The sequence below is a fragment of the Paraburkholderia sp. SECH4 genome (assembly GCF_030511745.1).
In the GTDB taxonomy this organism is placed as follows: Bacteria; Pseudomonadota; Gammaproteobacteria; order Burkholderiales; family Burkholderiaceae; genus Paraburkholderia; species Paraburkholderia madseniana.
The window spans coordinates 249,425-271,878 of record NZ_JALOCP010000004.1 but is presented as its reverse complement, the minus strand read 5'-3'; the positions used below and the strand labels follow the sequence as shown (position 1 = coordinate 271,878).

Genomic DNA, 22,454 nt, shown 5'->3' with positions numbered 1-22,454 from the left:
AACCACTCACGCAAGTTGCAGACCAGTTAGACATGCCAGAGTTGCCAGAAGTTGAGGTTACCCGAAGGGGAATCGAACCGTATGTGTCCGGGCGCAAGGTTGAACGCGTCGATGTACGTACGCCCGCGCTGCGTTGGCCGATTCCGGCGGACCTTGCGAAAACCTTGCGTGGCAGCGTGGTGCGCAAGGTCGAACGGCGGGGCAAGTATCTGCTGTTCGAAATCGACGCCGGCTGGTTCATTGTGCATCTGGGCATGACCGGCACGCTGCGTGTGCTGCGCCATGTGCCGCGTCCACCCGCTGCGGCGAAGCACGATCACATCGACTGGATTTTCGACGAGTTCATTTTGCGCTATCGCGATCCGCGGCGCTTCGGCGCGGTGCTGTGGCACCCGCGCGAAGCCGGCGACGTGCTCGAACATCCGCTGCTCGCGGGCCTCGGCGTCGAGCCATTTTCGCCTGCGTTTTCCGGCGCGTTGATGCACCGGCTCACGCGTGGGCGCAAGGTGTCGGTGAAGCAGGCGCTGCTGGCAGGGGAAATCGTGGTCGGCGTGGGTAATATCTACGCATCCGAAAGTCTCTTTCGCGCCGGTATCCGGCCCACCACCGCAGCGGGCCGCGTCTCGCTCGTGCGCTACGATCTGCTGGCCGACGCGGTGCGCGTCACGCTCGCCGCAGCGATCGAGAAGGGCGGCAGCACGCTGCGCGATTTCGTCGGCAGCGATGGCGAAAGCGGTTACTTCCAGCTCGACTATTTCGTCTATGATCGCGCGGGGCTGCCATGCCGCGTGTGTGGAACGCCGATCAAACAGATCGTGCAGGGGCAGCGTTCTACGTATTTCTGTCCCACCTGCCAGCGCTAAATTTTCGATGCCTTCTCGTATAAGCCCGTCCGCCTCGTCCGTTACGCCCGCTTTTCCCGTCATGTCTGATTTTTCCACGCGGCTGATTGCATGGCAGCGCCAGCATGGCCGTCATGACCTGCCCTGGCAGAACACGCGCGATCCGTATCGCATCTGGCTGTCGGAAATCATGCTGCAGCAGACCCAGGTATCGACGGTGATTCCGTACTACGCCAAGTTTCTTGCGCGTTGTCCGGATGTTGCCTCGCTCGCCGCGGCGCCGGCAGACGACGTGATGGCGTTGTGGGCCGGCCTCGGCTATTACTCGCGCGCACGCAATCTGCATCGCTGCGCGCAGGTGGTCGTCGAGCAGCATGGCGGTGCGTTTCCCGCGTCGGCGGACGAGCTTGCTGAATTGCCGGGCATCGGTCGCTCGACGGCAGCGGCGATCGCCTCTTTCGCGTTTGGCGCGCGCGCCACGATTCTCGACGGTAACGTGAAGCGCGTGTTGGCACGCGTATTCGGCGTTGAAGGTTTTCCGGGCGAAAAGAAAGTCGAGAATGCGATGTGGACGCTGGCGGAATCGCTGCTCCCGTCCAACGCATCGGACGACGATGTCAGTGCATATACGCAAGGCCTGATGGACCTCGGCGCAACGCTGTGCGTGCGCGGCAAGCCGGATTGCCTGCGCTGCCCGTTCGCCGCCGACTGCGTGGCCAACGTGAGCGGACGTCAGCGTGAACTGCCCACGGCACGACCGAAAAAAGCCGTGCCGACGCGCCGCACATGGATGCTGGTGCTGCGCGACGGTAACGCCGTGATGCTGGAAAAGCGCCCGCCCTCGGGCATCTGGGGTGGCTTGTGGAGCCTGCCCGAAGCTGCTGACGAAGCCGCGCTCGCCGAGCGTGCGCGTGCCTTCGGTGGCGACGGAGCGGTCTCGCCGCTCGCGCCGCTCACGCACGTCTTCACGCATTTCAAGCTGGATATCGAGCCGCGGCTCGCTGAGTTGGATCGCGGCGTGGGCGCATTGGCTGCGCTTAACGACGCGGACACTGCATGGGTCGCGTTAAGCGATCTCGATTCGTTCGGTGTGCCCGCGCCGGTGCGCAAACTACTGGATAGTCTGCACGGCTCGCTGATCTAGCCAGCCCCGAGCCGAAAGCACGTTAAATCAAAGCAACTGATGCTGCTGCATATAGTGATGAACCACGTCGATTCGCGCGCCGGCGTCCTGCAATTCCATCAACTTTTGCCTTGCACGAAGGGCGATCGGCAACACTTCCGCAAGCCGGTTCGACACCCATGACGGATCTTCCAGCCGGAACGGTTCCGCGAACGGCAAGCTGTCCGGGTCGCGTTCGCGGATCGTGGCGATGATCCGTTCGAGCACTTCCGCGCACGCACCGAATTTGGCCAGTTGCTCATTGCCCTCGAGCGGGATGTCTTCTCCGAGCGGCTCAGCCATGCCGACCAGCAAGCCGCTGCTCTCCACGCGATGCGACAGCAGGCGAAACCGCCGCGTGCCACGTGCCCGAATCAGCAGCATGCCGAAGGCTTCGACATCGCACTCTTCGATTTCGGCGAGACAGCCAATTGCTTCGGGTACCGAAGGCTCTTCTTCGCGCGCCACTTCAGCACCGCTTTTCAGCAGACACACACCGAACGGCGTTTTTTCACGCAGACAATCGCGCGCCATATCGAGGTAGCGCGCCTCGAAGATTTTCAGGGGCAGCAGCCCGTCAGGGAACAGCACCGTATGCAGCGGAAATAGCGGCACATCGGCAAGCACAGTAGGCGTAGAAGACATGGCGCAACGCTTCGAGTTGAGGCCGCGCGATGCGGCCGGTTAAGCCACTAACTTCGATGATTCGCCGATGTCCACCGGCGCATCGCGGTGCCGCACAATGACATTCGCCGACGTTGCGAGACGCGCGGCGAGCGTCTCAGCAATGAATACCGAGCGGTGCTGGCCGCCCGTACAACCGATCGCGACCGTCAGATAACTGCGGTTGTCGTCACGGAAATGCGGCAACCATTTGGCGAGAAATTTTTCGATGTCGTCGATCATTTCATGCACGACCGGCAGCGCGTCGAGAAAATCCCGCACCGGTTGGTCGAGGCCTGTGAGCGGCCGCAATTCGTGATCGTAGTACGGGTTCGGCAGCGTGCGTACGTCGAAAACATAATCGGCGTCGAGCGGCACGCCGCGTTTAAAGCCGAAGGACTCGAACATCAGCACGAGCCCCGCGTCTTCCTGCTCGATGAAGCGTTTGACCCACGCACGCAGCACGTTCGCGCGCAGATTGCTGGTGTCGATCTGATGGCCGAATTCGGCGAGGCCCGCCACGAGTTCGCGTTCGCGTTCGATCGCTTCGGCGAGCGACGTCAACAGGCCGACGTCTGCATCATGCGCCGTGGAGCCGGACAGCGGATGGCGGCGGCGCGTTTCGGAAAAGCGTTGAATCAGCGACTGCGTGCTTGCGTTCAGGAAGAGTACGCGCACGTCGTGGGCGCGCGACAGGTCGCGGATCATCGCGGGCATTTCGTCGAGCGAAGCGCTCGAGCGCGCGTCGATGGCGACCGCGAGGCGTTCCTGGCCGTCGTCGGCGAGATAGTTGGCCAGTTGCGGCAAAAAACGCGGCGGCAGATTGTCGACGCAGTAATAGCCTGCGTCTTCAAGCGCGTTCAGGGCAACTGATTTGCCGGAGCCGGAAATACCGGTGATCAGGATTATGCGCATGGAGTCGTGAAATCCGTACAGTTCATCATAGCATCTGGTCCCCGTGTGCGCGCCGTCGCAGCCTGCCGTTGGCTGCGGACGTCACACGGTGCGCGGGGGCGCGCGGATTCAGATCAATTTGCCGGGAAACTGGCTGTCCGGGTCCTGCATGGCCAGACGCTGGCGATCCATGAAGTCGCGCAGCGTATCGATGCCGCGCAGTTGCAGGATCGTGTTGCGCACGGCCGCTTCGACCAGAACCGCGAGGTTGCGGCCGGCCGCCACCTGAATCGTGACTTTGCTGATCGGCAAGCCGAGCACGTCGACGGTTTGACTTTCCAGCGGCAGCCGCTGGAATTCGCCATCCGGACGGCGCACCAGTTGCACGATCAGTTTCAGTTTCATTTTGCGGCGCACCGCGGTTTCACCGAAGATCGTCTTGATGTCGAGCAGGCCCAGACCGCGCACTTCAAGCAGGTTTTGCAGCAGCGGCGGGCAGCGCCCTTCGACAAAATCCGGCCCAAGGCGCACGAAATCCACGGCGTCGTCGGCGACAAGGCCGTGGCCGCGGCTGATCAGTTCCAGCCCGAGTTCGCTCTTGCCGAGGCCGGAATCGCCGGTGAGCAGCACGCCCATACCGAGAATGTCGAGAAACACGCCATGCAGCGTGGCGCGCGGCGCCAGAATGCGCGACATGTAGAGGCGCAGGCTGTCGATCACCGCAGCGGCGGACATCGGCGTGGTGAAAAGCGGCGTGGACGAGCGCGTGCAGCGCAGCACCAGTTCCGGCGGCGCGGCGACGCCGCCCGCCACCACCAGAAACGGCGGTTCCAACGCGATCAGCTCGGCCATGTGGCGCGAGCGGTCTTCGTCGGTTTGGCGCTTGTAGTAGTCGATTTCGGCGTCGCCGAGCACCTGAATCCGGTTCGGGTGGATCAGGTTCAAGTGGCCGACGAGGTCGGCGCTCGACGTGGCATTGGCCACCGATTCCGAAGAAAAGCCGCGCTCCCAGCCTTCATGCCCCGTCAGCCAGCTCAACTTCAGCATGGCGGCGTTGTCGTCGAAAATGCTCTGGGCGTTGATGCTGGACGTATCCATGAGTCGGTGACTCCCGTGTGGACCGCTTGCTTGGGAAAGGATGCGGCCTCGTTAACGCGGACCGCGCACCTCGCCTGGCTGTACCCGCCTGCAGGCGGGAAGCCGGGTGAATAGGCGACGTGCGGATAACCGCCGATGCATCAAGGTTGCCACTGAGTGAGCAGGCGATGCAACGATTCGCGGTCTTCTTCCGTGTGCAGGCGCTCGCGGGCTTCGCGATCGGACAGCAACTGGGCGATTTCCGAGAGAATTTCGAGGTGCTGCTGGGTGGCCTGCTCGGGCACGAGCAGGAAGATCAGCAGCGAGACCGGCTGACCGTCGGGCGATTCGAAGGGGATGGGTTCGGCAAGGCGGACGAATGCGGCGAGCGGCTGCTTCAAGCCTTTGATCCGGCCATGCGGAATCGCGACGCCTTCACCAAGCCCCGTCGATCCGAGGCGCTCACGCGCAAACAGATTGTCAGTGACCGTGCTACGGGCGATGCCGTTCTGGTTCTCGAAGATCAGGCCCGCTTGCTCGAACACGCGCTTCTTGCTGGTGACCGATAGTCCGACGACGACGTTCTCGAGGGGAAGAAATTTGGCTAAACGATTCATGTTGACAGGCGAAAACGTGGCCTGGGTTCTCCTCGCTGGGGCGTTTGAGTGATGTTCCATTCGTTTGAGGCTCACGGCGACGTGCGTTGGAGTCCGAAAGCGCAGGACTCCGGCCGACCGATTTCCGTTTGAGCTAACTCGACCCCGATGGTAACCGGAACATTATAGAACAGGGTAGCCACGGATGGTGCGGCGCGCCATCCATGCATCATGGGTTTCTTCGCAGGATTGATCCGGTCTGCCCGGCTGCCTGAAAAACGCGCCCCGAAACGAAAAACCGCCCGGTCTCGGGCGGTTTGGCTGGGGATACGCAAATGCGGGCGAATGAGGAAAACGAAGGAAAGTAAACAGACCTTCTAATCTTCCTTATTGCGGCGGCACGTCCAGTAGCGGCGCCGGCTGGTACTTGATTGCATCGTGCTGATGGCCTTGCAGGCGATCCTTATGGCGTATCACTTGCCGGTCGAGCTTGTCGATCATCAGATCGATCGCAGCGTAGAGATCGCTGTCACAGCTCTCGACGAAGATATCTTTGCCCTTCAGATGCAGGTTGATTTCAACCTTTTGACGCTTTTCCTTTTCCTTGTGGTTGTCGACCGAGAGGACCACACTGCCGTCGATGACCTGATCAAAATGTCTTAGCACCCTATCCAGTTTGGTGATCACGTATTCGCGCAACGCAGGCGTTACTTCGAGGTGGTGTCCACTGATCTGCAGATTCATAGTGCTTCTCCAAGCTAGAGGCCGCTTGTTCCGCACGATGACGAAGGTCCGGTCGATCTGTCGGCTTGCCTGAGTCGCCCCCCGGTGACTGACTTCTGGCAGGTCGCATCGGCCGGCCTGTCCGCCAACTGCGGAGCGGCCGGTAAATGCCCGTCGCGGGAGGCGGCGGGCTACAGAGACTTGCGCAGGTTGACTGCCGGAATCTTGAGGGCCTCGCGATACTTCGCAACGGTACGCCGTGCGACCACGAAGCCCTGTTCCGCCAGCAGTTCGGCTATGCGGCTGTCTGAAAGAGGAGATTTCGGGTTTTCCGCTCCTATCAGTTGCTTGATGAGCGCGCGAATCGCCGTGGAAGACGCCGCGCCGCCCGTGTCAGTCGAAACGTGTGATCCGAAGAAGTACTTAAATTCAAGCGTCCCGAATGGGGTCAGCATGTATTTACCGGTTGTCACACGGGAGACAGTTGACTCGTGTAGGCCCAGCGTATCAGCAATTTCTCGCAAAACCAAGGGGCGCATGGCAATTTCGCCGTGCACAAAAAAGCTCTTTTGACGCTCGACAATAGCTTGCGCGACCCGGAGGATCGTTTCGAAACGCTGCTGGATATTTTTGATCAGCCAGCGTGCTTCCTGCAGTTGCTGGCGCAACGATCCGCTGCCGGGATCGCCCCGGTTATTGCGCAGAATATTCGCGTACAGATGGTTGATGCGCAGCTTGGGCACCACTTCCGGGTTCAGCTCTGCCTGCCAGCCCTGTGCCGTTTTGCGCACCATGATGTCCGGTACGACGTAGTCCGCTTCCGCCTTGCCGTAAGCGGCGCCGGGAAACGGCTCGAGCGAGCGGATCAACACATGCGCATCGCGTAGATCGTCGTCGTTCGCCTTCAGGTGTTTGCGCAGGCGCGTGAAATCGCGCGCCGCGAGCAGTTCCAGATGATGGGCGACGATGTCGAGCGCAAGCGTGCGCGTAGACGACTGTTCGAGCCGCAGCAATTGCAGCTTGAGGCACTCGGACGCGGAGCGCGCGCCGACCCCTGCCGGGTCGAAGCTATGCAGCAGCGCAAGCGCGGCGTTCATTTCGTCGAGATCGACCTCGAGCTCTTCGGGCAGATCGGTCAGCACTTCCTCGAGCGTGGCGGCGAGATAGCCGTCGTCGTCGAGCGATTCGATCAGGAAGGTGATCAGCGCGCGGTCGCGCTGGCTCGCCTGGGTGACGCGAAGTTGCGCCATCAGGTGATCGCGCAGCGAGGTGCTCGATTCGTGGATTTGCAGCGGCGGCAGATCGTCGTCGTCTGAGGCGTTGCCGGAGCGGCCGTAGTCGCCAAGATCCCATTGCGACGCGTCGCCGTTGTTGTCGCTCGCGAGGCCGTTGTATTCGTCGACACCCTGCGGCTCGCCGTTCTCGGCGCGCTCGCTGCTGCTGGTGGACGAAGACGACGTATTGCCGCCCATCTGGTCGGGCGGTGGGGCGGAATTGGGCGCCTGGGTGATCAGCGAGCCGTCGGCCGCCACGCGCAGGGGACTCGCGATCCAGTCGTCCTCATTCTCGAGGAGCGGATTCTGCGAGATCGCCATTGCGACTTCCTGCTGCAGTTCGAGCGTGGACAGCTGAAGCAGCCGGATGGACTGCTGCAGTTGCGGGGTCAGCGCAAGATGCTGCGATAGGCGGAGTTGGAGGCTGGCTTTCATGGCAAGTTGAGATTCATTGTAGAGAGTTTGCCACGACCGCGATACATTGCGACACTCGCAATTACGCGTGCGCCCGTTTCGGCGGCGCTGGGCGCGGGACAGCCCAGGTCAAAAATGCTGATGTGCGGATGCCGCAAAGGGTCCGGCGGATGCATGCTCGCACCGCCGGCAATCCTTTGTGCACTTACATGCGGAAGTGCTCGCCCAGATAGACGCGCCGCACGCTTTCGTTTTCGATGATGTCGCTCGGCGCACCGGCGGCCAGCACGCTGCCGTCGCTGATGATGTAGGCGTGATCACAGATGCCGAGGGTTTCGCGCACGTTGTGGTCGGTGATCAGCACGCCGATATTGCGCTGCTTCAGAAACTTGACGATCTTCTGGATTTCCAGCACCGCGATCGGATCGACGCCCGCGAACGGTTCGTCGAGCAGAATAAAGCTCGGATTGGTGGCCAGCGCACGGGCAATTTCAACCCGCCGGCGCTCGCCACCCGACAGCGACAGCGCCGGATTTTCACGCAGGTGAGCGATCTGCAGTTCGTCGAGCAAGGCTTCAGTGCGGTTCGTGATCGTGTCCTTGCTGAGCCGCTTGCCGTTGTCTTCGACCTGCAATTCCAGCACCGCGCGAATGTTTTCCTCGACGCTGAGCTTGCGGAACACCGACGCTTCCTGCGGCAGATACGACAAGCCCAATGACGCACGCTTGTGAATCGGCAGCAAGCTGATCGACTTGCCGTCCAGGTCGATTTCACCCGCATCGAGCGGCACGAGGCCGACGATCATATAGAACGAGGTGGTCTTGCCGGCGCCGTTGGGGCCGAGCAGGCCGACCACTTCGCCGCTTTTCACGTCGAGCGAGACGTCTTTGACGACCGTGCGTGAGCCGTAGCGCTTCTTCAGGTTGCGGACCGCCAGCGAACTGCTGGTGCCGGCCGGTTTGCGATTCGGGAGGGACGCGGAGGAACTCACTGGTTCGGTGCTCCCTGGATCGTGGTGGACGGCGCGAGCGTGGCCGACGCGCCGTTCAAGGGCGCTGCGCCGCCATTGCGTGGCGCCAGCATGGCGCGCACGCGGCCGGTCGGGTTGCCCGGGCCGGCGACGTCCTTACCCGCCTTCGCGGTGTAGAAGTCGCTCTGGCCGTCATAGGTAATGACGCTGCCGTGCACCTGGTCCATCACCGTCGAGAGGCCTTGCAGGCGCTTGACGGTGGCGTTGGTGGTGAGCGTGGTCAGATCCTGCTTGCCGTCGTAGTCGATCCGGATGGCCGTGCCTTCGATGTATTCATCGAGGCCTTCGCGCTTCTGGCGGAAATACGACAGATTGCCGCCGCTCGACGTGCCGGTGGCGTACTGGTAGCCCTGCGGATCTTGCGTCACTTCGACCCGATCGGCCCTGATCACGATCGTGCCTTTGGTGGCGACCACGTGGCCGGTGAAGATATTGACCTGTTTGAGGTCGTCGTAAGTCATATTGTCCGCTTCGACGTTCAGCGGCTTGTCCTTGTCGGCGCGGTCGGCGTGCGCAAGCGGCGCGAAGCCGGCAAGCGGCAGCGCGACAATCAGCGCAGCGAGTCCGGCGCGGCACGCGGACAGGGTGCGCGAGCGGCCGGTATCAAAACGGGGGAACGATTCGTTCATGCAGTCACGCCTGGAATGGATTACCCGGGTTGCTTGGGCGAGCTGACGGAGCCTTCGGACGCGGCAATCGCGCCCTTCACATTGCCGAACAGCTGCATCACCCGGGTGACGTTGTTGTAGTTCATGCCGCTGGCAGTCATCACAGACATGCCGCGCTGAAGTTTAACCGGCTTTTCGGTCTCGATCACATCGTCGTTGACCAGCACCCTAAAATGCTGCGAATCTGCCTGCATCTGCGGATCGCCGTTGCCGGCGGCCCGCACGATGCGCGCGTTGTCGTACAGATCGACGATCGAGGCGTCACCGTTCACCTTGCCAGTGTCGCCGGTCGCGGTGACGATCGGCTTGCCGGGCTGGAAGGCGCGCATGGCCGGCTTGACCAGGTCGCTCAGCTCGTCATCCTCGTAATGAATCAGGGACTGTGCGGTCAGGCGGTATTGCGTCGAGCCCGATTGATCAAGTTCGGAAACCGAGAATTTGTCCGCGAAGTAGTCGGGCGTGTGCTCCTTGGGGCGCGCCACGCCTTCGTTCTGCCGCGGCAGCGTGGCTTGCAGCAGCCACCATGTAATGCCGGCGAGGGCGGCCATCGCGACGAGCGGAATCAGTGAGGTCCAGCGAAACCGATTCATCCGACGAGGCCTCGCTGTTCGCCGCTACAGGCTGCCGCGAGCAGCGCCTCATATTTGTGCTGCGCGCGCAGCAGGGTGTCGCAGACTTCGCGCGCCGCGCCGTGGCCGCCACGCGCCTCGCTGACCCAATGGGCACGCGCAATCACTTCAGGATGCGAATTGGCCGGCGCCGCCGCGAAGCCGACCTTCAGCATCACGCCGAGATCGACCCAGTCGTCGCCCATATAGCCGCATTCTTCCGCCGTCATGCCGGTTTGCTTGAGCAGGTCGGCGAACGCCTGGGGTTTGTCTTGCACGCCCTGATAGACGTGGGCGATGTTCATTTCCTTCGCCCGCACCGCGACGATGCCCGACTTGCGCCCGGTGATGATCGCCGTTTCGATGCCGGCCTGGCGCAGCAGCTTCATGCCGTGGCCGTCCATCGAGTTGAAGCCCTTCATCGTGTCGCCTTCCGCCGTAAACAACAGGCCGCCGTCGGTCAGCACGCCGTCGACGTCGAAAATCATCAGCTTGACGCGGCTTGCGCGTTCAGTGGCGGTAAGGGGGGCGACGGGCATCAGATCACCTTCTTCGAGAACAGGTCGTGCATGTTGAGTGCGCCGATCAGCTTGCCTGCTTCGTCGACGACCAGCATCTGATTGATGCGGTGGCGCTCCATCAGTTCCACGGCTTCGACAGCAAGGTGATCCGGACCAATGGTGCGCGGGCCGGCGGTCATGACCGAGGCAATCGACAGTTCGCGGAAATCGCCGTCGCGTTCGAGCACGCGGCGCAGGTCGCCGTCGGTGAAGATGCCGGTTACGTGATCGTTGTGATCGACGATCGCCGTCATGCCCATGCGTTTGGCGGTCAACTGGAACAATGCGTCGCGCACGGTCGCGTCAGGCGTCACCTTCGGCACCTGGTCGTCGGTGCGCATCACGTCGCGCACATAAGTCAGCAGGCGCCGGCCGAGCGCGCCGCCCGGATGCGAGCGGGCGAAGTCGTCCGCGCCAAAGCCGCGCGCGTCCAGCACCGCGACCGCGAGCGCATCGCCGAGCGCGAGCGCGGCGGTGGTGCTGGCGGTGGGCGCAAGATTCATCGGACAGGCTTCTTTTGACACGCCAGAATTCAGATGCACGTCGGCCAGTTGTGCGAGACTCGACGACGGACGGCCCGTCATCGCAATCAGCTTCGCACCGAGCCGCTTGATGAGCGGCAGGATCGCCACGAGTTCTTCAGTTTCGCCGGAATTGGACAGCGCGAGGAACACGTCGTCTGCCGTCACCATGCCGAGGTCGCCATGACTCGCTTCCGCCGGGTGAACGAAGAACGCCGGTGTGCCGGTGCTGGCGAGCGTGGCCGCGAGCTTGCGAGCCACGTGGCCGGATTTGCCGATGCCGGAAACGACAACGCGTCCACGGCAACCCAGGATGAAGTCGACCGCCCCGACGAAACCATCGTCGAGTTGATCGCGAAGCGCGCGCACGGCGTCCGCTTCGATGTCGAGCACGTCGCGAGCGAGCGCGAGTGCCCGGTCGCCATTGATTTTCGCTATCATTCGCGGAGTATAGCAAAGGCGCTTGTTCGCCGCGCCGGGCCTGCTGTGCCAAGCCGCTGTCTTTATTGCTGCCTTTACCGGCCCCTCAACCTTGTCGCACGGCGTTTCTCGTGCGCGGTTCCGCTGACGAACGAGGACGCTTTACCGATGCGTTTTAGCCGATGATTTCCCCCCTCGAAATGACGCTGTTCCTGCTGCTGGCATCAGTGGCCGGAGTGGTGACTTTTCGCTTTCTGAATCTTCCGCCGATGCTCGGCTATCTGACGGTCGGCATCGTCGTTGGGCCGCACGCGTTCGGTTTGATTCCGGATTCGGCGGGCGCGCAGAATCTCGCCGAGTTCGGCGTCGTGTTCCTGATGTTTTCGATCGGGCTGGAGTTTTCGCTTTCCAAACTGCGCTCGATGCGCCGACTCGTGTTCGGCTTAGGCCTGTTGCAGGTGATCGGCACGATTGCCGTGGCGGTCACGCTCGGCTTCGTGCTGGAGCGCTGGGTGCATATCACGTGGCAGGCGAGCGTGGCGCTGGGCGGCGCGCTGGCAATGTCGTCGACGGCGATCGTCAGCAAGATGCTGGCCGAGCGGCTCGAGATCGAAACCGAGCACGGCCGCAACATCTTCGGTGTGCTGCTGTTCCAGGATCTGGCGGTGGTGCCGCTGTTGATCGTGATCGCGGCGCTGGGCGGCGATTCGAAAGATCTCGTCAGCGCGCTCGGGGTGGCCGCCATCAAGATCGTTGTGGCGTTGGCGCTATTGTTAATAGTGGGTCAGCGCTTCATGACGCGCTGGTTCAACGTGGTCGCGCGGCGCCGTTCGCAGGAACTGTTCATTCTCAACCTGCTGCTGGTGACGCTCGGCGCGGCGTTCATCACGGACAAGTTCGGCCTGTCGCTCGCGCTCGGCGCGTTCATCGCCGGCATGTTGATCGCCGAAACGCCTTACCGGCATCAGGTGGAAGAGGACATCAAGCCGTTTCGCGACGTGCTGCTGGGCCTCTTCTTCGTCACGACCGGCATGCTGCTGAATCCGCGTGTGATCTGGGAGCATCCGTTCATCGTGCTCGGCTTCCTGGTCGGCCCGATCCTGCTGAAGGCGGTGATGGTGACCGGGCTCTCGCGCCTCTTCGGTGCGTCGCCGGGTGTCGCGATGCGCACCGGTATCGGCCTTGCGCAAGCCGGCGAGTTCGGCTTCGTGCTGCTGAACCTGATTCTCGACAAGCATCTTGTCGACGCCACCCTGCTGCAGGCGATTCTCGCGGCGATGCTGCTGTCGATGCTGGCCGCGCCCTTCATGATCCAGAACGCCGATCGAATCGTGCTGCGGCTGTCGTCGACTGAATGGATGATGCAGTCCTTGCAGATGACGCGCATTGCAACGCAGAGCCTGAAGCAAAGCGGTCACGTGATCATTTGCGGCTACGGCCGGGCCGGGCAGAATCTGGCGCGCATGCTGGAGCATGAAGGTCTGTCGTATGTCGCGTTGGACCTGGACCCCGATCGCGTGCAGGCCGCGGCGGCAGCAGGTGAGTCTGTGGTGTTCGGCGATGCGGGGCGGCGCGAATCGCTGCTTGCCGCCGGTATCCATCGCGCCGCGGCGATCGCGATTACCTACGCGAACACGCCGTCGGCATTGCGCGTGTTACACAATATTCACGAGCTGGAGCCCACGCTGCCGGTGATCGTTCGTACCGTCGACGATGCCGATCTGGAAAAGCTGCTGGCCGCCGGCGCGACCGAGGTGATTCCGGAAATCGTCGAGGGCAGTCTGATGCTGGCCTCGCACACGCTGGTGCTGATGGGCGTGCCGATGCGGCGCGTGGTGCGGCGGGTCGAGGAAATGCGCGACGAGCGCTACGCGCTGCTGCGCGGCTATTTCCACGGCGCGGACGACATGGAAGACGACGACGGCCACGAACAGGTGCGGCTACAATCGGTCCCGGTCGACGAAAACTCGGACGCGGTGGGCCGAACGCTGGCGGAATTGGGCCTGTTCGATCTGGGCGTCGAGGTGACGGCGATTCGCAGGCACGGCATTCGTGGCGTCGAGCCGGACCCGTCCACCAAGCTGCGCGCGAGCGACATCGTGGTGTTGCGCGGTCTGCCCGAACAGTTGGCCGAAGCCGAAGAGCTGCTCTCGAAGCACCGCCGCGCAGGTGCCGCTGCGGCTTAGCAATAACGGTGCGACCGGCGTGGCGTTGCTTGGAGTGGTTTCGCCAGACCGGTGTTGCGGGCCGCGCCTAAGCCGGCCGCACCTGATTTAGCCTTTCATCGGACCCACCGAGGTCCATCCGGAGACATCATGTCCAACGCGCTCGCGAGCGCGCCGCTCGCTGCGGCCGACTACATCAAAAGCCACATCCGCACGGTGCCCGACTGGCCACAGCCGGGCGTGCAGTTTCGCGATATCACGCCGCTCCTGCAGGAGCCGAAGTCGCTGCGCGTGCTGATCGATCTGTTCGTCCAGCGCTATATCGACGCGAAGCTCGACTACATCGCCGGGCTGGACGCGCGCGGCTTCATCATCGGGCCGATTCTGGCTTACGAGCTGAACCTCGGCTTCATTCCGATCCGCAAGCAGGGCAAGCTGCCGTACAAGCGGGTCGCGCAATCCTATGAACTCGAATACGGCACCGCGACCGTCGAGATTCACGAGGACGCCTGCAAGCCGGGCGACCGCGTCGTGATCATCGACGATCTGATCGCCACCGGCGGCACGATGATGGCCGGCAAGATTCTGCTTGAGCGGCTCGGCGCGGTGGTGATCGAAGGGGCGGCGATTATCGATCTGCCTGACCTCGGCGGCTCGGCCTTGCTGCGTAAAGCGGGCCTGCCGCTCTATACGGTGACTGAATTCGGCGGCCATTGAGCGCTGGATGCCAACTTCTTCCTGCATACAACAAAGGTAAGAAAAGATGCCCAACTTCCTGTTGTTCCTCGCAACCTCGATCGCTATCACGATGGCGCCCGGCCCCGACAATCTGCAAGTGCTCGCGCGTGGCATCTCACAAGGCCGCGCGGCGGGACTCGTCGCCGCGCTCGGCTTTGCCGCCGGCATCACGTTTCACACCACGTTGGCCGCGCTTGGCGTGGCCGCGTTGCTGCGTTCGTCGCCGGTTGCGTTTGAAGTGATCAAGCTGGCCGGCGCCGCCTATCTGATCTGGATCGGCATCAAGGCGTTGCGCAGCCAGGGCCTCGCCACCGCGCACGAGCGCGCGCCGCAACCGTTGAACGCGGTGTTTCGCCAGAGCGTGCTCGGCAATCTGCTGAATCCGAAGGTGACGCTGTTCTTCGTCGTGTTCCTGCCGCAATTCGTGCAGCCGCGCGGCACGCAAAGCGTCACGGTGCAGATGCTCGAACTCGGCGTGTTGTTCATGTTGCAGACCGTGGTGGTGTTTTCGCTGTTCGGCGTGTGTGCGGGGATGATCGGCGGCTGGCTGAAGCGCCGGCCGCGCGTGGGCGTGTGGCTTGATCGGCTTGCTGGTGCGACGTTCATCGCGATTGGGATTCGCGTTGCCTTGCGTGATTGACGCGATTGAAGCTGCTGCCCCGGCTGACACCAACCGAACGCGGCAGAAGACCAGTTTGGAGCTTTGAATGACTTTGCCTTGCATCACCGCCGCGCGCCACTTCGACATAGACGCGCATCTGCCGTTCTGGATCGACGCCGAGCAGGTCGGCTGGATTCGCTCGACCGATGTTCCGTTGCTCGCGCGCTGGCCCGATGTGTTTGAAATCGACAGTACGCGCGTCACGCTCGCACCTGTGTTCAATACCGTCGATCTGCGCAGCGCAGCGCTCGGTTCCGTGATCGGTGCACTTGCCGCCGATGGCCGCATTCCCGGCTGGCGCAACGAGACTTACGCGATTCGCAATGCGTTCGATGCGCCGCCGCTCGCCTACATCGAACGCGCGGCGTCGCGCTTCTTCGGCACGATGACCTACGCGGTGCATCTGAACGGCGTCGTAGAATACGCGGATGGCGCCCCGCAATTGTGGATCGCGCGCCGCAGCGACACCAAGGCCACCGACCCAGGCATGCTCGACAATGTCGTCGCTGGCGGGATCGGCTGGGGCTTCGGCATCGAGGCGACGATCATCAAGGAATGCTGGGAAGAAGCTGGCATTCCCGAGGAGATCGCCGCGCGCGCCACGGCCGGGCGCACCGCGCATGTGCTGCAATCGTTGCCGGAAGGCACGCAGGCCGAACAGATTTTTATCTACGACCTGGCGCTGCCGGCCGATTTCGCGCCGCGCAATCAAGATGGCGAAGTGGGCGAACACCGGCTCGCGCGCATCGACGAAGTGGCGCGCTGGATCGAAGAAGGCGCGATGACCGTGGATGCGAGTCTCGCCACGCTGGATTGCCTGCTGCGCCGCCGCTGGATCGATGAAGACGCGTGTCCGGGCATCGAGACGCTGTTCGCGCCACCGGTGCTTGCGTAAGCGCTAGTTGGGCGCGGGTACGGCGGGCAAGCCAGGTCACGCTGTAGCACGCTGCATCGAATAAGACACACCGAACAAACCACGCACTGAAGAAGGGAGTCACCCAGGTCATGTCGACCGATCACAGCTTTATCCTCAAACTGTCGTGCGCCGACCGGCCCGGCATCGTCCACGCGGTTTCGGGCTTTCTGTTCGAACGTGGCAGCAATATTCTCGACTCCGCACAGTTCGGCGACAGCCGCACCGGCGAGTTCTTCATGCGTGTGCATTTCCAGCAGGTCGGTGGCGATCCGGGCCAGGACGTGTTGCGTACGTCGTTCGCCACGCTCGCTGAGCAGTTCGGTATGCGCTGGGAATTGCACGATGCGTCGGTGAAGCCGCGCGTCATCATCATGGTGTCGAAGATCGGCCATTGCCTGAACGACCTGCTGTTCCGCTATCGCACCGGTCAATTGGGTATCGAGATTCCGGCGATCATCTCGAACCACAAGGAGTTCTATCAACTTGCGGCCAGCTACGACATCCCGTTCCATCACTTCCCGCTGATGGGCGGCACACCCGACGCGAAGGCCGCGCAGGAAGCGCGCGTCCTCGAAGTGATCGACGAGCATCAAGCCGATCTGGTGGTGCTCGCGCGCTACATGCAGATTCTGTCGCCGCAACTGTGCGAATCGCTCGCCGGCCGCGCGATCAATATTCACCATTCGTTCCTGCCGAGCTTCAAGGGTGCGAAGCCGTATTACCAGGCGTTTGACCGCGGTGTGAAGCTGATCGGTGCAACGGCTCACTACGTGACGACGGATCTCGACGAAGGTCCGATCATCGAGCAGGGCGTGGAGCGTGTCGACCACAGCATGACGCCGGAGCAACTGACGGCGATCGGCCGCGACGTCGAATGCGTGACGCTTGCGCGCGCGGTGAAGTGGCACGTCGAGCATCGCGTCGTGTTGAACGGCAGCAAGACGGTGGTGTTTCGTTAAGCGTAGTTAATGCGCTTGCAGTGGGGCGGCCAAACCGTGGCCGCATCACCCCGCTGCAAGCTTGCGCCGAATGAGTCGGGCGCGCCCTCTTCAGATCAGGGCTGCATTGCGGTGCCACCCGCATCCCGCGCGTCCAGCGCGAGCCGAGCGTTTTGTGCCGAACGGCGGCGCGCATTCAGTTTCTTTAGCCAGATCAGCAGTCCCGTTGCGCTCAGCACCGCGACCGCAATCCCCACCGCGCTAATCAGAATCCGCCCGCCGAGACCGAGAATGCGTCCCGAGTGCAGCGGGAATTGCACCTGCATGAAGATGTCGCCCGCCGTGCCCTTGCCGGGGATCTGCGCGCCGAGCAGTTTGCCGGTGGCCGCGTCCCAATACATCCACGGATTGCCGAGGCCGATGTCGCCGTGATCGTCGCCGCTTGCGTAGAAGCCGACGCCGTAGGCGTGCAGGAATTCCGCGTAGTAGACGCCGCCAGGTGGCACCTTCAGGTTCTGCGCCTTACCGGCTTGCTCGGCTAGTTGCACGATGCGCTCGCGGCTCAGTACCTGGTCGCCTGGCTGCGGCGCACGCAGAATTTCCGGGTTGTTGATCGGATCCGGCGTGAGCTTTGAGACTAGCGACACGACTGGCCGAACCACGGGCCCGGCGAGATTCATCGATACGGACGTTAGCGCGACGATCACCAGCAAGCCCCAGATCCACACGCCGCCCGAGCGATGCAGATCGAAGGTGAGCGCATAGCCGCCGCGCCCGAGACGAAATGCGAACGACTTGCGCCATGCCTTGAGGCTCGGAAACGATAGCCAAAGGGCGACCACGCTGTCGAACAGCCACACGATCCCAACGATGCCCATTAGCCACGTGCCGATATCGACGCCGCCGGTGAACGGCAATTGCAGCGTGTAGTGCAGCTTGTAGATGAACGGAATCAGATTGAGCCGCGCGAGTGAAACGGCGCCCCACTCGCGCCGCCCCTGGATGTCGCCGGTGGCGGGGTCGACGGCAATCTGGTTGAAGTCGAGCGGGTAGGGCTGCTTCGTCGCGGGGTCGGTGCGCGGCAGCACCATCATCTGCAGCGTGTGGCCGGGTTCAGCGTCGAGCGGCAGATACGTCACCTGCAGGCGCGGATCGGCCGCTTCGACGCGGCGGGCCAACTCGAGTCCCAGTAGCGCCGGGCCGGCGGTGCGCGCTTTGAAGAACGACGGGTTCAGCGCCGCATCGAGTTCGTGATCCCACGCGATGATCGCGCCGGTCAGGCCGGCGACGAACAGAAACAGCGCAATGGCGACACCGAACCAGCGGTGCAGGCGGACGAGTTGCCGCCTCATGGGCGAGCCGGCGGAATGGAAAATGAGGGGAAACGGCGAATCACGGTGTCGAAATGTAAATGGGAATTGTTCGCATCTTATGTGAAGCGAGTGGCCTGCCGCAAGTTTTTAGTAAGCGATTGGCGCCGCGTGGATCTGACCACCTGAACACCGTCGACGCAAAAAAAACGGCACCGAAGTGCCGCTTTTCGCTCGTCCGCTAAGCCCGGATCGCAGTCTGGTTGACGCTCACACCAGCCGCAGATAAATCAATTCCCGCTTGATATACGCATAGAAGATCGGCGCCGCAACCACGCCGGGGATGCCGAACGCGGCTTCCATCACGAGCATTGCGATCAGCAGTTCCCAGGCGCGCGCCTCGATCTGACCACCAACGATGCGCGCGTTCAGGAAGTACTCCAGCTTGTGGATCAGGATCAGGAATACCAACGACATGATCGCCGCCGGAAAGCTCACCGAGAGTGCCACCGCGACGATGATCGTGTTCGAAATCAGATTGCCGATCACGGGCAGCAAGCCGACGATAAACGTCACCAGCACCAGCGTTTTGGAAAGCGGCAGCGTGTCGTGAAAGATCGGCAGGACCACCAGCAGAAAGATGCCGGTGAAGACCGCATTGATCGCGGAAATCTTCACCTGAGCAAATACGATGCGGCGGAAGGCGTCGGCGAAACGTGTCACGCGCGTGACGAACGCTGTGGACAGCGGCAGCCGTTGCATATGCTTCTGCGCCCCGACCGCGATGATCGCGCCGATGATCATGCCGATCAGAATGTGCGTGAAGCCGCGCGCCGCGGTCTTACCGCTTTGCTGCAGCATGTTCGCATGCGTCTGCATCAGCTCGGCAGCCTTGGTCTTCATCTGGTCTGTATCGACCGGCAGATAGTTGGCGACGAATTGCGGAATCCGGCCGCGCGCCTGGTCGATCAACTGCATCGCCTGGTCGAGCAGTTTCTGCACGCTCGGCACGTCGCTCTCGAAATGTTCGATGATGCCGAGCGTCAACCCCGTCAGTGCACCGACTATCACTGTCGAGAGGATCACCACCGCGAGCCAGCGCGCGCGCTGACTCGACATATGCCGTTCGATGCGCGGCGCGATGGTGTGCACGAGTTGAAACACGAGCAGCCCGGCCAGCAAGGCGCCGAGCAGCTTCAGTTCGATGATCGCCCACATTCCGATCAGCATCAGCACATAACTGCCGATTTCGACCGCCGACAGCTTCGGCAGGCTCATGTCGCTAGTCAGCCTGACCGGGCGTGGGCGGAGGTCCTGCACTTGCCCGTCGTCGCTCGCCTGATTCCGCTTGGCCATGGCTTATTCCGTCTCCAACCCGTGTTGTGCAGCGTTACTTTCTACTGGCAATGCGTTTCAGCAGAGGCGCCAGATACTTACCGGTAAAACTTGCCTTCGACTTGGCAACCTGCTCCGGCGTGCCTTGCGCAATGATCTGACCGCCGCCGGCTCCGCCTTCGGGGCCGAGATCGATGACCCAGTCGGCAGTTTTTATTACATCGAGATTATGCTCGATGATCACGACAGTATTACCCTGGTCTCGCAAACGATGAATGACTTCCAGCAGCAATGCGATGTCGTGAAAGTGCAGACCGGTGGTCGGCTCGTCCAGGATGTATAGCGTGCGACCGGTGTCGCGCTTGCTCAGTTCCAACGAAAGTTTGACGCGCTGTGCCTCGCCGCCCGACAGGGTGGTGGCCGACTGGCCTAGCCGGATATAGCCGAGACCCACGTCTAGCAAGGTTTTCAGCTTGCGTGCCACGACCGGCACCGGCTTGAAGAACTCGTAGGCGTTCTCCACCGTCATGTCGAGGACTTCGCTGATGTTCTTGCCTTTGTATTGGACGTCCAGTGTTTCGCGGTTGTAGCGCTTGCCGTGACAGACGTCGCAGGGAACGTAGACGTCCGGCAGAAAGTGCATCTCCACCTTCAGCACGCCGTCGCCCTGGCAGGATTCGCAGCGGCCGCCCTTCACGTTGAACGAGAAGCGGCCCGCTTCGTAGCCGCGTTCTTTCGCCGCAGGCACGCCCGAAAACAACTCGCGGATCGGCGTGAACAGGCCCGTGTAAGTGGCCGGATTCGAGCGCGGCGTGCGGCCGATCGGCGACTGGTCGACGTTGATGACCTTGTCGAAATGCTCCAGACCTTCGATCGACTCGTACGGCGCCGGCTCGGTGGACGAGCCATACAGGTGATGCGCGACCGCGTGATACAGCGTGTCGTTAATCAGCGTGGACTTGCCCGAACCCGACACGCCGGTCACACAGGTCAGCAGGCCGACCGGCAGATCGAGCGAGACGTGCTGCAGATTATTGCCGTACGCCTCGACGATGCGCAGACGGCGTTCGTCCGGTTCCTTGCGCTCGTCCGGGAATTCGATGTTGCGGGCACCGGACATGTACTGCCCGGTCATCGAAGCCGCGTTCGCCTCGACCTGCTTGGGCGTGCCTTCGGCGATCACCATGCCGCCGTGCTCGCCCGCGCCAGGCCCCATGTCGACCACGTAGTCGGCCATGCGGATCATGTCTTCGTCGTGCTCGACGACGATCACCGAGTTGCCCAGGTCGCGCAAATGCTTGAGCGTGGCGATCAGCCGATCGTTGTCGCGCTGATGCAGACCGATCGACGGCTCGTCCAGCACGTACATCACGCCGGTCAAACCCGAACCGATCTGCGAGGCGAGGCGAATCCGCTGCGCTTCACCGCCCGACAGCGTTTCCGCGCTGCGTTCCAGCGACAGGTAGTCGAGCCCGACGTTATTCAGGAACATCAGGCGCGCGACGATTTCCTTGACGACCTTGTCAGCGATCTCGCGCTTTGAACCTTCGAGCCGCAGCGTCTGGAAATAGCCGAGCGCGTCGCGCAACGGCCAGCCGCTGATTTCGAAGATGCCGCGCGCGTCGCTGTTCGAGCCGATCCGCACGAAGCGGGCTTCCCGACGCAGCCGCGTGCCGGCGCAAGCGGGGCAGGGCTGGTTGTTCTGATACTTGGCGAGCTCTTCGCGCACCGCGACCGAATCGGTCTCGCGGTAACGCCGCTCCAGGTTCGGGATGATGCCTTCGAACACATGCTCGCGCACGGAAGCGCGGCCGCGTTCGTTGATGTACGAGAACGGAATCTCCTGCTTGCCCGAACCGAACAGCAGAATCTTGCGGACTTTCTCCGGCAGGTCTTCGACGGCCGTGTCGATGTCGAACTCGTAGAACGCCGCGAGACTTTGCAGCATCTGGAAGTAAAACTGGTTACGCCGGTCCCAGCCCTTCACCGCGCCCGCCGCCAGCGACAGCGACGGATGCGCGACAACCCGCTTCGGATCGAAGAAGGTGATCTGGCCGAGGCCGTCGCACTCCGGGCACGCACCCATCGGGTTGTTGAACGAGAAGAGGCGTGGCTCCAGTTCTTGCAGCGAATACGAGCAGATCGGGCAGGCGAACTTCGAGCTGAACAGATGCTCCTTGTCCGTATCCATTTCCAGCGCGATCGCGCGGCCGTCGGCGAGACGCAGCGCCGTTTCGAACGATTCGGCGAGGCGCTGCTTCATATCGCCGCGCACTTTCAACCGGTCGACGACCACGTCGATCGTGTGCTTGTCGTTTTTTTTGAGCTTCGGCAGCGAGTCGACTTCATAGATCTTCGCGACGCCTTCGTTGGCCGTGCCGCCGCCCGAGCGGACGCGAAAACGGATGAAGCCCTGCGCCTGCATCTCTTCGAAAAGCTCGACGTGCTCGCCTTTGCGGTTCGCCACCACCGGCGCGAGGATCATCAGCTTGGTCTCTTCCGGCAGGGCGAGCGCCGCGTCGACCATCTGCGAGACGCTTTGCGCTTCCAGCGGAATTTCGTGGTCCGGACAGTACGGCGTGCCGACCCGTGCGAACAATAGCCGCAGATAGTCGTGAATTTCGGTGACGGTGCCAACCGTGGAACGCGGATTGTGCGAGGTCGCCTTCTGTTCGATCGAGATCGCCGGCGACAGGCCTTCGATCAGATCGACGTCTGGCTTTTCCATCAATTGCAGGAACTGGCGGGCGTAGGCGGAGAGACTTTCGACGTAGCGCCGCTGTCCTTCCGCGTAGAGCGTGTCGAACGCCAGCGACGATTTACCCGAGCCGGATAGGCCCGTAATCACGACGAGCTTGTGACGTGGGAGGTCGAGATTGACGTTCTTCAGGTTGTGGGTGCGAGCCCCACGGATACGGATTTGTTCCACGCGTTATTCC

Annotated in this window: 21 protein-coding genes; 7 read left to right on the top strand and 14 right to left on the bottom strand. The window is 62.5% G+C overall.

The genetic code is table 11. From position 1 onward, the window contains the following. Positions 1-32: 32 nt before the first annotated feature. A complete protein-coding gene (gene mutM / locus M0D67_RS08500) occupies positions 33-863 on the top strand; it encodes a bifunctional DNA-formamidopyrimidine glycosylase/DNA-(apurinic or apyrimidinic site) lyase (RefSeq protein ID WP_097391234.1) in 831 nt (276 codons plus the stop codon). A gap of 7 nt (positions 864-870) precedes the next feature. Next, positions 871-1,986, top strand: a complete 1,116-nt coding sequence (gene mutY, locus M0D67_RS08495; RefSeq protein WP_171925175.1) for an A/G-specific adenine glycosylase — start codon at positions 871-873, stop codon at positions 1,984-1,986. A 27-nt stretch (positions 1,987-2,013) separates the two neighbouring features. Here the strand turns inward: mutY and M0D67_RS08490 are convergent, their stop codons facing one another. The 11 genes from M0D67_RS08490 to kdsD all read right to left on the bottom strand — a co-directional run bounded on the left by M0D67_RS08490 (position 2,014) and on the right by kdsD (position 11,473). Next, positions 2,014-2,649 (bottom strand): LON peptidase substrate-binding domain-containing protein, encoded by a 636-nt coding sequence (locus M0D67_RS08490; RefSeq protein WP_154564532.1) that lies wholly within the window; start codon positions 2,647-2,649, stop codon positions 2,014-2,016. 39 nt (positions 2,650-2,688) lie between these two features. Beyond that, positions 2,689-3,582 carry an RNase adapter RapZ gene (gene rapZ / locus M0D67_RS08485; protein ID WP_154564530.1) on the bottom strand — a complete coding sequence of 298 codons (894 nt, stop codon included), beginning with the start codon at positions 3,580-3,582 and terminating at the stop codon, positions 2,689-2,691. A gap of 108 nt (positions 3,583-3,690) precedes the next feature. Further along, positions 3,691-4,659: an HPr(Ser) kinase/phosphatase gene (hprK, locus tag M0D67_RS08480; protein ID WP_012431656.1), complete on the bottom strand. Its 969-nt coding sequence runs from the start codon at positions 4,657-4,659 to the stop codon at positions 3,691-3,693. Between the two features lie 140 nt (positions 4,660-4,799). Beyond that, positions 4,800-5,315: a PTS sugar transporter subunit IIA gene (locus M0D67_RS08475; protein WP_074285509.1), complete on the bottom strand. Its 516-nt coding sequence runs from the start codon at positions 5,313-5,315 to the stop codon at positions 4,800-4,802. A gap of 306 nt (positions 5,316-5,621) precedes the next feature. Continuing rightward, entirely contained in the window at positions 5,622-5,978 is a 357-nt protein-coding gene (raiA, locus tag M0D67_RS08470) for a ribosome-associated translation inhibitor RaiA (protein WP_028199089.1), read from the bottom strand. 170 nt (positions 5,979-6,148) lie between these two features. Further along, the gene (locus M0D67_RS08465) at positions 6,149-7,666 is read right to left on the bottom strand and encodes an RNA polymerase factor sigma-54 (protein ID WP_154565558.1); all 1,518 of its coding nucleotides are present in this window, start codon (positions 7,664-7,666) and stop codon (positions 6,149-6,151) included. A 184-nt stretch (positions 7,667-7,850) separates the two neighbouring features. After that, positions 7,851-8,636, bottom strand: coding sequence for an LPS export ABC transporter ATP-binding protein (gene lptB, locus M0D67_RS08460; RefSeq protein ID WP_168435917.1), 786 nt, complete (start codon positions 8,634-8,636; stop codon positions 7,851-7,853). Beyond that, complete coding sequence (gene lptA / locus M0D67_RS08455; RefSeq protein ID WP_154565559.1) at positions 8,633-9,304, bottom strand: lipopolysaccharide transport periplasmic protein LptA; 672 nt, start codon at positions 9,302-9,304, stop codon at positions 8,633-8,635. The genes lptB and lptA overlap by 4 nt, the downstream gene beginning before the upstream one ends. Before the next feature lie 20 nt (positions 9,305-9,324). Further along, complete coding sequence (gene lptC / locus M0D67_RS08450; RefSeq protein WP_154565560.1) at positions 9,325-9,933, bottom strand: LPS export ABC transporter periplasmic protein LptC; 609 nt, start codon at positions 9,931-9,933, stop codon at positions 9,325-9,327. Further along, positions 9,930-10,490 (bottom strand): HAD family hydrolase, encoded by a 561-nt coding sequence (locus tag M0D67_RS08445; protein WP_154565561.1) that lies wholly within the window; start codon positions 10,488-10,490, stop codon positions 9,930-9,932. The genes lptC and M0D67_RS08445 overlap by 4 nt, the downstream gene beginning before the upstream one ends. Beyond that, positions 10,490-11,473, bottom strand: a complete 984-nt coding sequence (gene kdsD / locus M0D67_RS08440) for an arabinose 5-phosphate isomerase KdsD (protein WP_154565562.1) — start codon at positions 11,471-11,473, stop codon at positions 10,490-10,492. Before kdsD ends, M0D67_RS08445 begins: the two co-directional genes overlap by 1 nt. A 161-nt stretch (positions 11,474-11,634) precedes the next feature. Between kdsD and M0D67_RS08435 the strand changes: the two genes are divergently transcribed. From M0D67_RS08435 to purU, 5 genes are all read left to right on the top strand, one after another. After that, positions 11,635-13,638 carry a monovalent cation:proton antiporter family protein gene (locus tag M0D67_RS08435; RefSeq protein WP_154565563.1) on the top strand — a complete coding sequence of 668 codons (2,004 nt, stop codon included), beginning with the start codon at positions 11,635-11,637 and terminating at the stop codon, positions 13,636-13,638. 129 nt (positions 13,639-13,767) lie between these two features. Beyond that, positions 13,768-14,334, top strand: a complete 567-nt coding sequence (locus M0D67_RS08430) for an adenine phosphoribosyltransferase (protein WP_154565564.1) — start codon at positions 13,768-13,770, stop codon at positions 14,332-14,334. Between the two features lie 46 nt (positions 14,335-14,380). Further along, positions 14,381-14,995 carry a LysE family translocator gene (locus M0D67_RS08425; protein WP_154565565.1) on the top strand — a complete coding sequence of 205 codons (615 nt, stop codon included), beginning with the start codon at positions 14,381-14,383 and terminating at the stop codon, positions 14,993-14,995. A gap of 67 nt (positions 14,996-15,062) precedes the next feature. Then, positions 15,063-15,911 carry a DUF4743 domain-containing protein gene (locus tag M0D67_RS08420; RefSeq protein ID WP_154565566.1) on the top strand — a complete coding sequence of 283 codons (849 nt, stop codon included), beginning with the start codon at positions 15,063-15,065 and terminating at the stop codon, positions 15,909-15,911. 110 nt (positions 15,912-16,021) lie between these two features. Continuing rightward, positions 16,022-16,891 carry a formyltetrahydrofolate deformylase gene (gene purU / locus M0D67_RS08415; RefSeq protein WP_154565567.1) on the top strand — a complete coding sequence of 290 codons (870 nt, stop codon included), beginning with the start codon at positions 16,022-16,024 and terminating at the stop codon, positions 16,889-16,891. Between the two features lie 95 nt (positions 16,892-16,986). Here the strand turns inward: purU and M0D67_RS08410 are convergent, their stop codons facing one another. The 3 genes from M0D67_RS08410 to uvrA form a co-directional block, all read right to left on the bottom strand. Further along, positions 16,987-18,222, bottom strand: coding sequence for a PepSY domain-containing protein (locus M0D67_RS08410; protein ID WP_266238523.1), 1,236 nt, complete (start codon positions 18,220-18,222; stop codon positions 16,987-16,989). A 228-nt stretch (positions 18,223-18,450) separates the two neighbouring features. After that, positions 18,451-19,536 carry an AI-2E family transporter gene (locus M0D67_RS08405; protein WP_154565569.1) on the bottom strand — a complete coding sequence of 362 codons (1,086 nt, stop codon included), beginning with the start codon at positions 19,534-19,536 and terminating at the stop codon, positions 18,451-18,453. A gap of 34 nt (positions 19,537-19,570) precedes the next feature. Further along, positions 19,571-22,444, bottom strand: a complete 2,874-nt coding sequence (gene uvrA, locus M0D67_RS08400; protein WP_266238521.1) for an excinuclease ABC subunit UvrA — start codon at positions 22,442-22,444, stop codon at positions 19,571-19,573. Positions 22,445-22,454: the final 10 nt, after the last annotated feature.

Excerpts from the sequence above, each read along its gene's own strand:
- hprK (WP_012431656.1), bottom strand. The coding sequence starts at position 4,659 with ATGGATACGTCCAGCATCAACGCCCAGAGCATTTTCGACGACAACGCC.
- M0D67_RS08475 (WP_074285509.1), bottom strand. The coding sequence starts at position 5,315 with ATGGAACATCACTCAAACGCCCCAGCGAGGAGAACCCAGGCCACGTTT.
- kdsD (WP_154565562.1), bottom strand. The coding sequence starts at position 11,473 with ATGATAGCGAAAATCAATGGCGACCGGGCACTCGCGCTCGCTCGCGAC.
- raiA (WP_028199089.1), bottom strand. The coding sequence starts at position 5,978 with ATGAATCTGCAGATCAGTGGACACCACCTCGAAGTAACGCCTGCGTTG.
- lptC (WP_154565560.1), bottom strand. The coding sequence starts at position 9,933 with ATGAATCGGTTTCGCTGGACCTCACTGATTCCGCTCGTCGCGATGGCC.
- purU (WP_154565567.1), top strand. The coding sequence starts at position 16,022 with ATGTCGACCGATCACAGCTTTATCCTCAAACTGTCGTGCGCCGACCGG.
- mutY (WP_171925175.1), top strand. The coding sequence starts at position 871 with ATGCCTTCTCGTATAAGCCCGTCCGCCTCGTCCGTTACGCCCGCTTTT.
- rapZ (WP_154564530.1), bottom strand. The coding sequence starts at position 3,582 with ATGCGCATAATCCTGATCACCGGTATTTCCGGCTCCGGCAAATCAGTT.
- mutM (WP_097391234.1), top strand. The coding sequence starts at position 33 with ATGCCAGAGTTGCCAGAAGTTGAGGTTACCCGAAGGGGAATCGAACCG.
- M0D67_RS08430 (WP_154565564.1), top strand. The coding sequence starts at position 13,768 with ATGTCCAACGCGCTCGCGAGCGCGCCGCTCGCTGCGGCCGACTACATC.
- M0D67_RS08445 (WP_154565561.1), bottom strand. The coding sequence starts at position 10,490 with ATGCCCGTCGCCCCCCTTACCGCCACTGAACGCGCAAGCCGCGTCAAG.
- lptA (WP_154565559.1), bottom strand. The coding sequence starts at position 9,304 with ATGAACGAATCGTTCCCCCGTTTTGATACCGGCCGCTCGCGCACCCTG.
- M0D67_RS08465 (WP_154565558.1), bottom strand. The coding sequence starts at position 7,666 with ATGAAAGCCAGCCTCCAACTCCGCCTATCGCAGCATCTTGCGCTGACC.
- M0D67_RS08425 (WP_154565565.1), top strand. The coding sequence starts at position 14,381 with ATGCCCAACTTCCTGTTGTTCCTCGCAACCTCGATCGCTATCACGATG.
- M0D67_RS08410 (WP_266238523.1), bottom strand. The coding sequence starts at position 18,222 with ATGAGGCGGCAACTCGTCCGCCTGCACCGCTGGTTCGGTGTCGCCATT.
- M0D67_RS08490 (WP_154564532.1), bottom strand. The coding sequence starts at position 2,649 with ATGTCTTCTACGCCTACTGTGCTTGCCGATGTGCCGCTATTTCCGCTG.
- M0D67_RS08405 (WP_154565569.1), bottom strand. The coding sequence starts at position 19,536 with ATGGCCAAGCGGAATCAGGCGAGCGACGACGGGCAAGTGCAGGACCTC.
- M0D67_RS08420 (WP_154565566.1), top strand. The coding sequence starts at position 15,063 with ATGACTTTGCCTTGCATCACCGCCGCGCGCCACTTCGACATAGACGCG.
- M0D67_RS08435 (WP_154565563.1), top strand. The coding sequence starts at position 11,635 with ATGATTTCCCCCCTCGAAATGACGCTGTTCCTGCTGCTGGCATCAGTG.